The following is a 14,190-nucleotide window of genomic DNA, read 5'->3' as shown; positions in this document are numbered from 1 at the left end:
CTCAATCCTAAATGCCGTAAAATGCCCGCATCAATTGCCCCATGAAGGGCTGTTCGTAAGCAGCAGAAGCTTCACTCTCATCTTCTTCTGAAGGCTCTTCTTGTGAAGCCTGTGAAGCCAATAATGCCCGTAAAACCTCTAACAAATGCGTCCTATGGTCATAGCGACCTTGTACAAAAGGGCTTCTATAAGATGGCTGTCCACCATACATTTGAAACACGCGATTGATAAAATCACTTGCTCGCATCGCATTGTTACCACTGTTCAAACCAACCGCATTGCTGCCAACCAATTGTGCTGCATTGGCATGAGGATTTTGTAAAAGACGCGCTGCACCCCTTGCCCCTTGTTGATGCGCTAAATACAATTCTGCCTCTGTGGGCGCTCTTCCCAACACACGACTTAAATGATTGCGATTATCAAGGGTAAGTCTACCCATCGCATCGGCTGCTTGTACGGGATCAAAACGGTCCTGCAAACCATATTGCTTCGCTGTGCTGTCTATAAACTGATACAAACCACCAGCAGACGAGCGTGGATTCCTTGCATTGGGATTACCTCCACTCTCCACTTGCGCAACACGGTATAAATAACTTTCAGGGATCCCATAACGCGCCGCTGTCTGGCGGATCGCTTGATCTACTGAAGGACTACGGATCATCGGTTAAACACTCTCACAAATTCGTTTCCACTTGACCTAGCCAAAGCAGCAGATAGTTTTTTCACCCATTCTTTCGTAGCATATCCCTTCTCTTGCGCTCTCACCATGCCTTGAATAAGCTCTACAATTTTCTCATTCGAAATCTTTGAACCACCTGTCAATAACTTGACGACATCCTTTTCAATCCGTTGACGCTCTCTAAACGCTGCTTCTTTAAAAGGTATCCAAGAAGCTTTCAATGCTGCTTTCCCTGCTTGCATGGCTGCATCTTTGGGACTAGTCGGTATACTGACATTATGCGTAAAAGATATTCTTTTATCTGCTTTGCGATTTGGTATTCTGTTATAAAAATCCGCATAATCGGCTTCTCTATCGACGACCTTCTTAACAGCAGAAGCTTTATCGGCTCCATAAACCTTTGCAAACCTATCATACAGATCATCCGTACCAAAAATCTCCTTTGCCTTGGAGACTTTATCTTTCGTTTGCCTTATCCCTCTGAGAAGTTCACCTCTTGAGCCCTTTTGAAAGTATTCTTGTTGTCTCTTTGGTAATTCATCAAAAATTTTACTGAATTCATCCTTATTAATCGCCTTGCTAAGAATTTTGGAACCTTCATCCATAGCATCTACATGAGAGCTGTATTGATGATATAATGCCCGTCCCTTCTTATATTCAGAGGAGATATCATCCATAACCTCTAATAAGCTTTTCTGGATATCTACTAAGGTACGAACTTTGCTATTTCTTCCTTTTCCCCTCTCTATCTTTATCATCTCATCGAGTATTTCTTTCGTATGATGAAGAACTTCCATATTCGGTTTCTCCTTAAGAAGACTAAACTTTTGAGAAGAAAACGGATGAACTTTATTGACTCCACTCGTGAACTGCTTGAGTCCTTCATTATAAGCTTGTTTGAAATATGGACGTTCCATTAATTCATTAAGAGCGCCATAATATTTTTCCCCTATCGGTGTCTTCTTGGCTATTTCGTAAAGATCATGAGATGCTGCTTTCCTACTCGCGATAAGATCATCTTTTAAACCTACAACATTTTGACGAGGAACAAACTGTTCATCAACGGCTTGATGTATACGCTCTCCTCCTCCCAGCGCTCTTGCCTTTGCTTTTTGGGTCAAATCAAGATAAGCCCCTTGGTTCCTTCGGGCTATATCAAAAACAAGATCTTGTAAAAAAGGACTATGATCAGCTACATAATCGGTATCAACGGCTTTACGGCCAAAAGATTCTCCTAAATCTTCAGCTCCCTCCCTGCCTAAATGTTTACTGATTTCTCTTAATGTTGCTTTTTCAACTCCTTGTTTATAAGAAGGAGAAAAAAGTCTTCTTATTCCACCGACAGTAGAACCAGCAAAATGACCTAAACCACTTCCAACCATTGTCCCTGCTGCTCCTAAACCAGCACCAGCGAATGTATTGCTAACTGTATTCCCTAATCCTTCGCCCTCTCCCATGCCATGTAATGCACCAGATGCCGCTCCTACTTTTAGCAAATGAGGCCACGTTGTTTTGTTCGTGATACCTAAAAATGGCTGTGCAAGTCGGCTTGCACCTGACTGACCTGATTTTAAAAAGGCTTGACCTAATTTTGAACCAAGAATGCCTAATCTTGCTGCTCCTCCTATTCCTAAAGTCGCAAGTGAAGGAAGTGCCGCCCCTAAAGCATTTCCAGCAAAAGATGTCCAATAATGCGCGTCACTCATCCTACGATAATAATCACGGATTTTTTTGACTTCTTTATCATACTTCTCTTCGTATTTCTTATCTCCAAGCCAATATCCTAAAAACCCATTGATAAAAGAAGGTATAGCATAATCATCTTCATGGTCACGTCCTGCCGCTGTAATGGCTGAAAATTCATCATCTAAATTAAAACTCAATCCATGTTTTAAAGAGTTCCAAAACGCTTCACTGCGCGTGATCTCTGGAGGCTGTGGTGATGTTGTTTCTGTAAAATCGGTGTTATCGTCAATAACACGCAAACGATAACGTTTTCCACTTTTAGATGTTGCATATTCAGGAATGCCACCTCTAGAATTATCATCGATAACACGCAAACGATAGCGCTTTCCACTTTTAGATGTTGCATATTCAGGAATGCTCGTGTAAGTATTCATCAATAATCTTCCTTTTCAATACGCTTACCGGTAGCAACATCAATAAATACAGTGATATCATCTCTGTCGATACCTTCTTGCATACCCATCTTAGGTATATTTTCACTACTCCCTTGTGATATTGTCTGAATTTCATTATTTTTGCCTAATAAAAAGTTTTTTGCTTCAGGGGATAATTTTTCAAGAACATCTTTTATTTGAGACAGATTCCGCGCAAATAATTCTACATTCATATCAATACTTAGTGCACCTAAAGAATCCTTTAGCATGTCAAGATCTTTGTCACTGACATGTCCAAGTCCTACCGCTCCTGTCCTTGATAAGCTTTTCAGTTCGTCTATACGATTACTTGCTATATGGCTCCTAAGCGCTTGCACAACTCTATCTGCACCGCGTGCGTCCGTTCCGGGAAACCAGCTTTTAAGCCAAGCAGTGAGACCAGTTGAATAAGTACCATGTTTCTTCATGTACTCATCAAGATATCCGATATCATTAAATAAAACAGTGTCGCGTACTATATTTTTCTCATGGAGTTTTTTTGCACGCTCAGCTTCCTGATATGCCTTACTACCCTTAATAACCTGTGCTTCATACCCTCCAGTCTCAGGATTGCGAACATAATGATAGTCTTGCGAAAGTTTAGGTTGATAAGTATTTGTTAACAATGCACTAAGCATTTGAGGATTGCTTGCCATAACCCGCGCTTCTTCTTCGCTGTAGCCTTTGGATTTCAGATACTCGACCGTTTGATTAACTCGACCTCTTTGTTTATCACCTTCATTAAGATGCTTCACACCACTTGCAAGCGCATCCCATCCAGAACCACCGGACGGTGCTGCCGACATACCTGCAAAAAGATCTTTAAGCTTCTGGTAAGCATCTGATTGAAAAAATTTATAAGTATTGGATTGTAAAAACTTCTCTAAATCTGTGGGTTCAGGAGGAGGTGTTTGTGATGTGGGCGCTAATGGTTGTGCTTGAGGGACATCAACATGATGTTTTAGGTCTTGTGATGTTTCCTCTGGTGTGGGAATTTCCTCTAGTGCATTTGAGATAGGATCAGGATACGGCCCAGGAATAGGCGATTCTTGTTGTTGTAGGGGTGATGGCTGTTTGGGTAAATGCTTCATAAAAGATTCAACTCCTGCACCAACAAAAGGAGACAACAAAGGACTATGCTGCATTAAAGATTGTGCAACTGGAGAATCGGATATTAATTGCCCTAATCTTTGCGCTCCTTGTTGTGTTCCTGTACGCATTCCTGTAGCCATGGATCTCACTAAATTATTGGTTTGCGCTGCTGTTCGCGCTCCCGCTCGTGCTCCAAATTTCATTGCATGCGGCAAAAATCTCATGATATGTGGCAAGGTTCTCAATCCTTGCCCTGCTAATGCACTTAAATATGGGACTGCTAACATTATAGATGGAGCTGCCATCACACTCTCCTATAAAACTATTATTTACTTATTCGACTTGTTTTGTAGGTCCTTGAAGTAATCAATGGCGTCTTTCGACAATCCTGCTGCTACTGCCGCTCCTAATGGACCACCTGCCATATAACCAAAAGCCATTGGTGCCGCTTGAAGCGCTAGAGAACCTATAGTTCCTGCATTCTTCCAAGGATTATTACCTTGTATCTCAGAACCTGTGAGGTTGTTTGTTGTTGTGCCGTAATTACCTGCAAAACCATGACCGGCGTTCATTAACATGTTCAATCTATTCCAACCGCTATTGTCTTGTTCCAGCCAACGTTCGCGGTTGGCATCAACAACTCTCTGATTGTAATTATCAAGCACACCTCCACCCTGTATGGCATTAGAATAAGCATTCCCATAACCCTGTAAGAAATTATTCGAAGCACCCAACTGATTTTGGTTAGCTTGGTCAATCATTGCATTCGCTTGCATCATATTTTGTACATCTTGATTGTATTGGTTCGCTGTAGCACTTGTAGACAAAGCTCCAAGTTCATTTGCCAAAACACCCGTATGTGCACCGGACCCATAACGACCTGCTCCTGCAAAAGAGCTATGAATAGTATCTCTTGCACGGTCTAAACTCTTTTGAAGAGCAGCATTAAAAAAGGGATTTTGTCCAACCAGATCACCAGAAGCCATTCTTCCAAGATTATTTGCTGCTGATGTTGGATTGTAGACTGTATTCATCAAAGAACGATTTTGGTAATGGCTAGGAATACTCCCAAGTCCACCAATGGCATAGCGCGTCTGATCACTTAATGGCGCAACACGAGGTCCACCATAAACATTCCCACCCATCCCTGTATTATACATTTGATAAGCATCCGCACCACCACGCTTAAAGACATTCTCCATCCAAGCAGGAGGGGCGCTTGTTTGCACCTGCTTTTGTTGTGTTTCTGTTGGGCTCCTACTCCCCATGTCTCAAATCCTTCCTATAGTAAAGCATATCTATCTCATAACCCTGTTTGCTGAGTGCTCGTTTCCAACCAAAACGCCCTAAAATCTCCAGTTCTAAAGCACCATTCTCAACTGCCCAATCCTCTATAGAGTGCAAATTCTCAATAAGACCAAGAACACCCTTGCCACTACATTCACAAATCAAGGCACGCTTCTTTCCTAAAACGGTTTCTTGTATCTGGGTCGTAACTGCTGCTAAAAAGCGCTCGTCATCATCCAAAACAAGCCATAACTGTTTTTTGCCCGTGCAAATGGCTTCAATGATTTCTTGCAACGTAACTTCATGTTTGAAACGCTCTACATACGCACTCAATGACGCAAGTATCTCTTCTAGATAAGGCGCTATACGCTCCATATCCCAAGAACTGGTCAAATAGACTTTTGCCATTATCCCCTACCTAAAGGACGTAAATCCGCATTAAAGCCAGTAATCATCGTCCAAAGTTCATGTTCGGGAATACGCAATTTAAAGCGGTGATAACGATTGCGTGAGCGACCATGATAAGCGCCCGTAATATAAGAACACCCCCTCTCCTTGTGCCATGTAATCGGCGTATCATGATTACGCAATCTTCTCTCACCTATGCTTAAAAGACCTTGCGTTGTATCAACCTCTGCAAACATCTTCGTGATAAAGCTAAAACTTCCATCCGGTGCCCCCATCTCTTGCGATACAAGAGTTGCCTCCATCGGCGCTCCTGTAAACATAACAAGATGATTTTGTTCATTAAAAGCCCCAAGGATAGGTGCACCACTTTGCCAACGGGGGCTGTCTAAAGAAGCCGGCAAGGACTCAAGATTTATTGAGATCTCATCCAACTGTTCCAAAGTATAACCTGTCGTAAACACTGGAAACAACGTGAAAGGCTTGCCCTGTATCGTCGACCATTTCTGCAAACCCCAATCATAAACAAAGGTCGTTTGCTCGTTATTGCCTTTCTTTAAGGACCAGTAAATCCGGTTATCAACGGGGTCTATCACTCCTTGCATCTCATCAAGGGCAAGTTTATCAAAGTTTTTAAAAACCGTTCTATCAACCTTTTCAAAGCCTATCGGCAAAAGTTGTCCATCCAAACGCATCTGATAAAAGCCACCATCACCGGCAAAAAAAGCATCACTGCCTCGACAAGCTATAGAAGCTGCACTGCGTACTCCTCGCTTGTCTTGGATCTTTTGAAACGTAAACACTATCTTAGAACCCGCAACAAAAGTTCCTGCATAAACAGCAGAACGCATAAATATGAGCGGATTGGTAGATTCCGTTGCACCCTGTACATATTCTCCATCCGGAAAATCCTGAAAATCGCAATTTTTCTGCTTAACGGTCCAATGGGTTGCATCTTCCAAACCAGACCAATGAATGCGATTGGGGTGATCTGTGAGTTGCATCAGACAAACAAAAGGTCCCCAAACCTTCACCAACCCTGCTTTCGGTGGATTGCCGTCTAAATCTTCAAACCGTTCAGAACTATGGGCATTAAAGACTTGCGGTTTATCATTTTTATTGACCGCAATAACTCTTTGACCAAACAAAGCAAACGACCATTGATTATCTTCATGCGCATGATACATCACACCACTTTGGCTTATATCTTTCCAACCCTGCGTTTGACTATCATAACTATAAAGCTTTTGCTTGCCTCCTACGATGATCTTGACACCATTGCCACTTCTAAAGGCGATACAACCCAACGGCTTCTCTGCCAAAGGCAACTTAGAAACAACCGTTGCACTAGGCATAGGAATGTAGCCACCATCTGCCGGTAAAACATTCACAAGTGTATCTGTAAAGCTGCCGTTGACAACCGCAACATCTGGGCGGTAATCCGCAACTGGAAAAAAAACCATGTTAGAAATCCGTTGGAATGATTCTGATATCGTTATGACGTTTTGACGTTTCTGCACGCAAGGCATGCAACTGTTCGTTAAAATCATTATAAGCCGCGGCTGCACAATCGGGCTCTTTAAGGATATTCTTGTACAATTCATATTTTGCACGCGCCTTAATCAAATCAAACGCGTGCACAAACCATGGATGTTCTTGATCCGCATTCTCTAATTCTTCCAAGCGCATTGGAGAGAGAATAAGTTGAACCTGATAGGATTGATCCGGTGTGGGATAAAGATGCAATTTCCTATCAAAGTAACTGTAACAAACAGGTCTTCCTTGCTGTGCTGAAGAAAGCGAAGCTTCTAACGCAAAAGGACTTCTCTGTTCTAAGGCAACCTTGTGATATTGATCTGAAGAAAGATAAACGCTTTTGATTTTGACTGCCGTTTCAAGGTGGGGGGTATCACTTGCATCATAAAGAGCTTTTCCCGCTTGTGTATTAAACACAACATCACGGCTTTCGTTAAAGTAAAAACTTTCCCGCTCGCAAAAACGAATAGCAGCAAAAATACTCTCTTGGATTTGTCCAATATATTCATCCGTGATGTCATCGATTTCGTCTTGAATGACAGACACAAGATGAGAAAGGGTTCTTCTATGACGAAAAACATCCTGCCTTTCTTGGACAGGACCTCCTGTCTTAATCCTTATATAATGACGTGCCATCAAAATACCTTTTCAGTGATACAAAAATTGAAACGAACTTGACATGATACACTATGTGCACTATAGTGCTCATGTGATATTCATTCATAAAACGATAGAATTTGATACTTGGCTTAAGAAACTTAAAGATAAAAGCGTTAAGGCTATTATTCTTCAACGTGTTGTGCGTTTAAAACAAGGACTTTTCGGTGATGTTAAATTCTTTCATGGCATAGGTGAATTACGTATCCACTATGGTGCTGGTTATCGAATTTATTTTACCCAAAAAGGCTCTGATTTTATCCTCTTGCTATGCGGCGGAGATAAATCAACGCAGCAAAGGGATATTGAACAAGCGTTAAAGTTAAAAGAGGAGTACAGTGATGAAAATAACCCCATTTAAACCCGAAAAATATCTTAAAGACATTGAGTCACAGCAAATTTTTCTCAATGAAGCTCTTAAAACCGGTGATGCCGCTCATATTGCTGATGCTATTGGTATCGTTGCACGCGCCCAAAATATGAGTGCTTTAGCAAAAGAAACAAACCGCGAACGCAGTGGATTATACCGCTCCTTAAGTAAAACGGGTGACCCCAAGCTTTCTACCTTAGTGGCTGTATTATCTGCCCTTAATTTGCAACTCTCTGTACAATCTTGCAATTCATAAATTAAGGGGGAGTTAATACATCTCTCCCCTCAGTTTCAGTGATTAGTCACGAACTGCACAACCACAACACATTCACCTGCTGCTGTGGCTTTGTCGCGGGTAGCGTAAAGAGTCGTTTCCTTATCATCTCCAACAAAAACTTTCTGATCTGTGGGTGTAAAGTCTTGTGTGCTTTGGGTCTTGATCTCTTTCTCACCAAATTCACTTCCCCCATAACTGCTGCCTATCTTCAACTTGGCTTCCGAAAACGCTGTCTTCACAAAGGCTTTGATCGACGTAATCACAGCTCCACGCGGTAAAATCCCTATTCTCTCCGTAAGGGACTTCTCTTTATGCGAGATATTTAAGCGTAAAAAGCTTACCTGTTGCGTATGAAGATTTCTCCCCTGTAATGGGGCGGGTAAATGATCTGCCATCTCTTGTTTCCTCCTTTAAAATTACGCTGCTTCACCACTGTAGGTGGGGATAACTATCGTTCCAAAATCTTGGGCTGTTTGTGCACTACCAGGCATCTGGAAACGGGTTTTCTTCATGCCAATAAGCGTCTTGGCGGCAACGCCAAATTCACGTTCATAATCAAAATATTCTTCCTTGAGGGTGTAATGGGTTGCACTATGATTTTGTCCAAAACCGATCACAGCACTTTGCGCTCCTAAGAACACAGCACGACGAACGCTTTTTACGGCTGTAGAATCTGTCGATTTAACACCATGGGTCACATGGATAGCTTCCCGTAAAACAACGCCATTATACATACCTAAAGATCCATCAAAGATTGGGTTCTTTGCACGTGAGGTTGCATAAACTGATTTTTGAATATCTAACCATTCACCAGCGGCTGTATTGGTGCGCAATTGCATCACTTGGGTAGGGTGCAAATACAAAACATACACATCATCACCATTGACGTGAACAGGAGAGATTTGCGGATTGGCAAGCTTTGCTTGTTTAACCGCTTCATCAATCAATTTAAGGCTAAAGCTATGTTTGGCTTTATCGGTAAGTTCTTCATCTTTGGTTTTGCCATCGGGGCGGATAATGCGTTCACTGCTGGGCGCCATGATCGGATTAAAGCCGTAATGAACCGGTTTAATATAAACTTCTCGACCATCAACACTAAGCGTGCTTGCTGTATAACCACACACTTGAAGAAAGAACATGATGCTTAAACGATTAGCATACCAGCGAACCAAACCTTCCTTGGCCTTTTTGCGCAAATTCGGTAAGACTCTCTGTTGATCAATCGAATCCGTATTGGCAACACGCGCTGCATGTAAGAGCTCGTTAATGACCAAGCGGTCATTCATAAATTGAAGCGCTTCTTCATTGCCCTCTAAGGTTTCCCCTTGCGTGACACCATCTCCAAACAAATTAACCAGCAGGCTAAAGGTAACGCTATCCCCTGCACTCTTATGGGTTTCATTGTAAAGCTGGATAATGCTGTTTGAACTTTTCCCTATCAAGGGGGCGATTTTCGTCGCCTTCAAAACTTCATTGCCTAATTTCTGTGACCACAATTTTACCGCTTGCGGATCATGGGTCCCTATATGTGTTGTTGCCATTTTTGATTTCACCTTTCTTTGCTGTAAAAAAAACCGGCTGAATAAAGCCGGTGGAAAACCCGCATCAAAGGCGGATTATGTGGAAAAACCTCTTACCTAATCAGGATCTACACCCATAATTTCATAAAAACGTGCTTCATTCTTTGGATTGGATATCCACGCATCAAATTCTTTCTCTGACATATTCGCAAGAACTTCCTTGGTCATAGGACCAACACGGCCTCCACCACCAGAGCCCGTTAATGTCCGCGCTGAATTCTGACGATTCTGGAGTGCTGCAATTTGATCATTGGCTTGCACGGCTTGCTTTTGATAGCCAAGATTTTGCGCGATCCTATAAAGCTCTTCTGCCGGATTAACCCCCTTTTGTGCGCAAGTGGCTACTATCGTTCGCAACTCATCTCCTATAATCGCATCGATCGTGCTCTTCTGGGCATAAGTGGGATAGATAGAAGACCATGCATTCAATTGCTTGGCGCGCGTCTCATAGAGAAAATCTGCCGCCGCATCAAAATCACTGTATTTATCTTTGACCGAGGTAACGGAACTTTCTAAAAACTGATTTAAATGCCCATTAAATTCTTGGTATTCTAACGCTTGCCTTTGCACATCTTGCTGCGCTCTAATATACGCATCCTGCTCTTGAAGCTTTTTGCCCATCCACCCCATATAACCAATAATATCTTCACTAGGATTGGGAGGCGTTTCCTTGCCATCAACCTGAGACATCTGGGATTGCGCTTCATAAAACTTCGTAAGTGCTTCACGGGCTTGATTGGCTTGTTCTACAGCACGTTGCTGTTCTCCATTAGGGATAGTAATCTCTGAAGGCTCTTGAACAGGCTTTGCTACAACCGGCTCTGAAGAAGAGACATCATCACTTTCAACCGCTCCTCTATCATGAGCGCTCTCAAAAGAACCCTCATCATCAAAAACGGATGCCTCTGTTCCATAATCTTCATTCAGTCCTTCATTCAGTTCTGCATTCATTCTTTAACCTTTCTCAAATGCTTCTTCCTCTATAACTGGCCGCTCTTTCTCGCATGATCTGATTTTGCATCTGCTCATTGTAAATGCGTTGCCGTTCAAGTTCATGGCGCTGTTGCATCAATTCTGCTTCCAATTCCGCTCTTTTTTGACGCATGAACAATTCAATCTGCTTTTGTTGTAAATCCATCTGTTGCATTTGGGTTTTCGTCGCCATGTCTTGCTGCTTTTCTTGCAACTGCATTTCCTGCTCTGGATTCATCTGTTGTTGCGCTTGTTGTGCCATTTGTTGCTGCTGTTGTACCTTCTCACTTACACGATTAAGCAGAGAGGCCGGCAAGGGAGAATAACGAAGCAAATCAAGCATAATATCCGGTGTAACCGCATTTTGAAGCAACGGTAACAATTGCGTGATAATACCAAAGGTACGCTCTTTCTCATTAGGACTGGTGGGCGCATCATCAACAACAATATCGTAATCAACATGCATCACAGCTTCACGGGTTAAGGGAATATATTGCGCATTCTCCTCTCCTGAAATCCGTACCAAGCGACCATCGGATAAATAATTCTGGATCAAGTGCAAAATAAGCTTCCCTTGACGCTTGCGATACAAACGTAAACCATCAAACAAACAAGCAAGCAGATTGAGACTGGATTGGCGCCTTTGTGCTTCCAAAATCCCTGCTTGTGAAACTTCTCTCGTCCCTATAAACTCAGGCGATAAACCCGTGACCTGATTAATCGCTTCTTTCGCCTCATTAAACAGTTGGAAAAAGCCTGTTGGAAACTGAGTGACCGGTTTGGGTTGGATCTTTCCACCCGCAAGCGCTCCTGATTTAAGCACCGTGATACTATCAACTCTGCTCCAACTCCTTACCGCTTCCCTCTCATCTTCAAATGCACCTCTTTCTGCCATTATCCCCCCTTTGGATTGGCTATTGAGAATATGCATCACTTGACTGAAATATTTATTTGCCCAGCGTTGTGGATCTTTGGTCGGGCGAACAACCCCATAAAATTGACGCTCTATCTTATCAAAATACCCCGTTATACATTCCCAACCCAATTGACCGGCGGGAACCAAAGGCTGGTCTGGACAAAGCAAAATTTTCCTGCCTAAAAAAGCGCGCTTAACCACCTTTTTATGAAAAGCAGCTCCTTGAATATCGGGCATCATGCACTGAAGTTGCTTAAATTCTTCCTCGCTATAATCACGAAGTTCACCCGTTTCTAAATCAGGCGCTTTATAATATCTCTCACTTTCAAACCAACGACATTCAACTAGCGTGACCATCCGGCGGCCATTTTCAACATCAATACCCTTCTCATCATCATAAGCTTCAAAAGCATTGTGATGAACCCCTTCATAAGAACTCCCATCACGCGCCCAATCCGCACTTAGTTCACTCCAATGCGCTTTGGGAAACATTTGTCTTGCAACTTCCAAAGGTTTACGGTCTACATACCACAAACGTTGTGCATCGGTTAAATTCGGTTGTATGGCCGCGCTGTCCCAAACCATCTTTAAGGGGTCTAAACGTGTAATAACCGGCTCCCCATCTAGACTACTCTCATAATCAAGCCTTGTATCTGTCCAGCCCATACCGCAAATGACAGCATCTTGGAAAGCATCTGAATCCGCATATTCCGCATGGGCCATGTCGCGAAACCATTCTGCTGCACCAGTGAGCAATTCGCTAGGCAAGGCCTTGCCTATTTGACGAGGAATAAACTGCACTTCTCTCTTATTATTGCGTTCAGATCCAACAACCGCATTCACAAGTGGAGCAATGCGGTTAAACGTCATGACAGGACGGCGTTGTTCTTTTAAAGCGGCTAAATCAGTCTCATTCCACTGGTCGCCATTGTAAAAACGAAAATCTTCACGCGCTTGCTCACGCCATTTGTTCACATGCTCTACATCTTCTTTGTACCAGCTTAAAAGCTTACGAAACAAACCTTCCATTGAGAAATCTGAAACCTGACTTTCTTGCTCTATATGCTCTTCATCATGCATCATTGTGCCATCCATGACGTACTCTCATAGGCTTCTCTATCGCTATAAGCTGCTCTCTTATGTTTCTGTATCGGCTGCTCATAACCCACACACATCAATCCAAAGGCATCGGCCCCATGACTCGACCAATCATGCTCTGCCCCTAACCCTATATTCCGCTTCTCATCCCATTTCTCGTGATACCAATTCAGTGCCTTACGACCCGCTACGGTCGTCTCTTCGTTAAACCAGACAGAAGGTAAAATACGCCGCACCGCCTCTATCCGCATTTTGACAGCACCAGCCCCTTGATTAGGGATCACTTGCGTTTCAAAACCCGCATCATTTAAAGCACTCTCAAAACTCACATTGTGTACACGGTCTCTCGTTGCACCATCATGAGGCAAAACCATCAATGCTTTCTCATAACCATTTGCACGCAACCAACCGATATGTTCGGATAACGGCTGCCCTTGGGCCTCATAATAATCTAGCACTCTGATCTCTCTACCAATAAACTGGGCTATCCAGATTGCTGTTGCATCTGCCTTGGCTCCTGTCCCCCCAATATCCCAAAAGGCGCGTATCTGCATTAAAGGGTCACGTGCAACACGCCCTATCCGCCCCTCCTGTTCAGCTGCTAACATCTCCTTTTGGTAATAAGCACCTTGAACGGCTGTAAGGTAAGCTCCCTCCCAAATATGCTTATAGGTCTCTGGACGGTTTCTCAAATCATCAAGACGCGCTTCATTCAAGATCTTAGGAAACTTGGGATTATCTGACCAATTAACCTCAACACGCTTAATCGCTTCATTGTCTGAAAAACGAAAGCGCCTTTCAACCGGGGCATTCTCCCGTAATGGGTTCCATGTTACCCATAATTCTGCACGCCATCCATCCCCTTCTTCACGCAACGTCGGTATAAGCGTCTGCCAAGCGGTCTCTGTGACAGGCTCTGCCTCATCAACCCAACAGAGCAAAATACGCCCCATCGACTTGATACTCGCAATATTACGGTCTAGTCCAGAAAACTGAAAGGCTATACGCCCATCATTTGACTTAATTGAAGATTCCCCAACCCTGTAATAATCCTTTAAAAAGTCATGGGCTTCAATAGCACGCTTAATCTCTTCCAAGGAACTTTCCGCAAGAGAATTTTGAAACTGACGTGCACAAAGAATGGTCCCCGATATCCCTCCTA

The 14,190-nt window shown here is 43.0% G+C and carries 14 protein-coding genes; 2 read left to right on the top strand and 12 right to left on the bottom strand.

Translation table 11 applies throughout. The features are described from left to right. Nucleotides 1-7: 7 nt before the first annotated feature. Genes K3248_RS07900 through K3248_RS07870 form a run of 7 tightly spaced genes read right to left on the bottom strand, consistent with a single transcriptional unit; the run spans nt 8 to nt 7,794 of the window. Nucleotides 8-661, bottom strand: coding sequence for a transglycosylase SLT domain-containing protein (locus K3248_RS07900; RefSeq protein WP_220717818.1), 654 nt, complete (start codon nt 659-661; stop codon nt 8-10). Next, the gene (locus K3248_RS07895; RefSeq protein ID WP_246588399.1) at nt 658-2,799 is read right to left on the bottom strand and encodes a hypothetical protein; all 2,142 of its coding nucleotides are present in this window, start codon (nt 2,797-2,799) and stop codon (nt 658-660) included. The genes K3248_RS07900 and K3248_RS07895 overlap by 4 nt, the downstream gene beginning before the upstream one ends. Then, complete coding sequence (locus tag K3248_RS07890; protein WP_220717817.1) at nt 2,799-4,235, bottom strand: hypothetical protein; 1,437 nt, start codon at nt 4,233-4,235, stop codon at nt 2,799-2,801. Before K3248_RS07890 ends, K3248_RS07895 begins: the two co-directional genes overlap by 1 nt. Before the next feature lie 24 nt (nt 4,236-4,259). Next, a complete protein-coding gene (gene bgtD, locus K3248_RS07885; RefSeq protein WP_220716986.1) occupies nt 4,260-5,198 on the bottom strand; it encodes a BaGTA-type gene transfer agent maturation protease BgtD in 939 nt (312 codons plus the stop codon). Continuing rightward, a complete protein-coding gene (locus K3248_RS07880; RefSeq protein WP_220716920.1) occupies nt 5,188-5,625 on the bottom strand; it encodes a hypothetical protein in 438 nt (145 codons plus the stop codon). Before K3248_RS07880 ends, bgtD begins: the two co-directional genes overlap by 11 nt. Further along, complete coding sequence (gene bgtE, locus K3248_RS07875; RefSeq protein WP_220716919.1) at nt 5,625-7,085, bottom strand: gene transfer agent protein BgtE; 1,461 nt, start codon at nt 7,083-7,085, stop codon at nt 5,625-5,627. Before bgtE ends, K3248_RS07880 begins: the two co-directional genes overlap by 1 nt. A 1-nt stretch (nt 7,086) precedes the next feature. Further along, a complete protein-coding gene (locus K3248_RS07870) occupies nt 7,087-7,794 on the bottom strand; it encodes a phage adaptor protein (protein WP_220716918.1) in 708 nt (235 codons plus the stop codon). 73 nt (nt 7,795-7,867) lie between these two features. Here K3248_RS07870 and K3248_RS07865 point away from each other — a divergent pair, with 73 nt between their 5' ends. Next, nucleotides 7,868-8,176, top strand: coding sequence for a type II toxin-antitoxin system RelE/ParE family toxin (locus tag K3248_RS07865; protein ID WP_220717828.1), 309 nt, complete (start codon nt 7,868-7,870; stop codon nt 8,174-8,176). Continuing rightward, nucleotides 8,157-8,441: an addiction module antidote protein gene (locus K3248_RS07860; protein WP_175869536.1), complete on the top strand. Its 285-nt coding sequence runs from the start codon at nt 8,157-8,159 to the stop codon at nt 8,439-8,441. Before K3248_RS07865 ends, K3248_RS07860 begins: the two co-directional genes overlap by 20 nt. Before the next feature lie 35 nt (nt 8,442-8,476). Here the strand turns inward: K3248_RS07860 and K3248_RS07855 are convergent, their stop codons facing one another. The 5 genes from K3248_RS07855 to K3248_RS07835 all read right to left on the bottom strand — a co-directional run. Next, nucleotides 8,477-8,857, bottom strand: a complete 381-nt coding sequence (locus K3248_RS07855; protein WP_220716915.1) for a hypothetical protein — start codon at nt 8,855-8,857, stop codon at nt 8,477-8,479. Between the two features lie 21 nt (nt 8,858-8,878). Further along, complete coding sequence (gene bgtG / locus K3248_RS07850; RefSeq protein ID WP_220716914.1) at nt 8,879-10,003, bottom strand: BaGTA-type gene transfer agent major capsid protein; 1,125 nt, start codon at nt 10,001-10,003, stop codon at nt 8,879-8,881. A 96-nt stretch (nt 10,004-10,099) separates the two neighbouring features. Next, on the bottom strand, nt 10,100-10,993 hold the full coding sequence (locus K3248_RS07845) for a hypothetical protein (protein ID WP_220716913.1): 894 nt from the start codon (nt 10,991-10,993) through the stop codon (nt 10,100-10,102). Between the two features lie 13 nt (nt 10,994-11,006). Then, nucleotides 11,007-13,025 (bottom strand): BaGTA-type gene transfer agent portal protein BgtI, encoded by a 2,019-nt coding sequence (gene bgtI, locus K3248_RS07840; RefSeq protein ID WP_220716912.1) that lies wholly within the window; start codon nt 13,023-13,025, stop codon nt 11,007-11,009. Then, nucleotides 13,010-14,190: phage terminase large subunit (locus tag K3248_RS07835; RefSeq protein ID WP_220717816.1), on the bottom strand; the 1,181-nt coding region annotated here is incomplete at its 5' end. The genes K3248_RS07835 and bgtI, both read right to left, overlap by 16 nt.

The organism is Bartonella raoultii (assembly GCF_019659805.1).
In the GTDB taxonomy this organism is placed as follows: Bacteria; Pseudomonadota; Alphaproteobacteria; order Rhizobiales; family Rhizobiaceae; genus Bartonella; species Bartonella raoultii.
The sequence above is the reverse complement of the archived record's forward strand: the minus strand, read 5'-3'. Positions and strand labels throughout refer to the sequence as shown.

What these genes read in the sequence shown, in the direction of transcription:
- K3248_RS07880 (WP_220716920.1), bottom strand. Translation starts at nt 5,625, where the DNA reads ATGGCAAAAGTCTATTTGACCAGTTCTTGGGATATGGAGCGTATAGCG.
- bgtE (WP_220716919.1), bottom strand. Translation starts at nt 7,085, where the DNA reads ATGGTTTTTTTTCCAGTTGCGGATTACCGCCCAGATGTTGCGGTTGTC.
- K3248_RS07870 (WP_220716918.1), bottom strand. Translation starts at nt 7,794, where the DNA reads ATGGCACGTCATTATATAAGGATTAAGACAGGAGGTCCTGTCCAAGAA.
- bgtG (WP_220716914.1), bottom strand. Translation starts at nt 10,003, where the DNA reads ATGGCAACAACACATATAGGGACCCATGATCCGCAAGCGGTAAAATTG.
- K3248_RS07845 (WP_220716913.1), bottom strand. Translation starts at nt 10,993, where the DNA reads ATGAATGCAGAACTGAATGAAGGACTGAATGAAGATTATGGAACAGAG.
- K3248_RS07855 (WP_220716915.1), bottom strand. Translation starts at nt 8,857, where the DNA reads ATGGCAGATCATTTACCCGCCCCATTACAGGGGAGAAATCTTCATACG.
- bgtI (WP_220716912.1), bottom strand. Translation starts at nt 13,025, where the DNA reads ATGGATGGCACAATGATGCATGATGAAGAGCATATAGAGCAAGAAAGT.
- K3248_RS07900 (WP_220717818.1), bottom strand. Translation starts at nt 661, where the DNA reads ATGATCCGTAGTCCTTCAGTAGATCAAGCGATCCGCCAGACAGCGGCG.
- K3248_RS07860 (WP_175869536.1), top strand. Translation starts at nt 8,157, where the DNA reads ATGAAAATAACCCCATTTAAACCCGAAAAATATCTTAAAGACATTGAG.
- bgtD (WP_220716986.1), bottom strand. Translation starts at nt 5,198, where the DNA reads ATGGGGAGTAGGAGCCCAACAGAAACACAACAAAAGCAGGTGCAAACA.
- K3248_RS07890 (WP_220717817.1), bottom strand. Translation starts at nt 4,235, where the DNA reads ATGGCAGCTCCATCTATAATGTTAGCAGTCCCATATTTAAGTGCATTA.
- K3248_RS07895 (WP_246588399.1), bottom strand. Translation starts at nt 2,799, where the DNA reads ATGAATACTTACACGAGCATTCCTGAATATGCAACATCTAAAAGTGGA.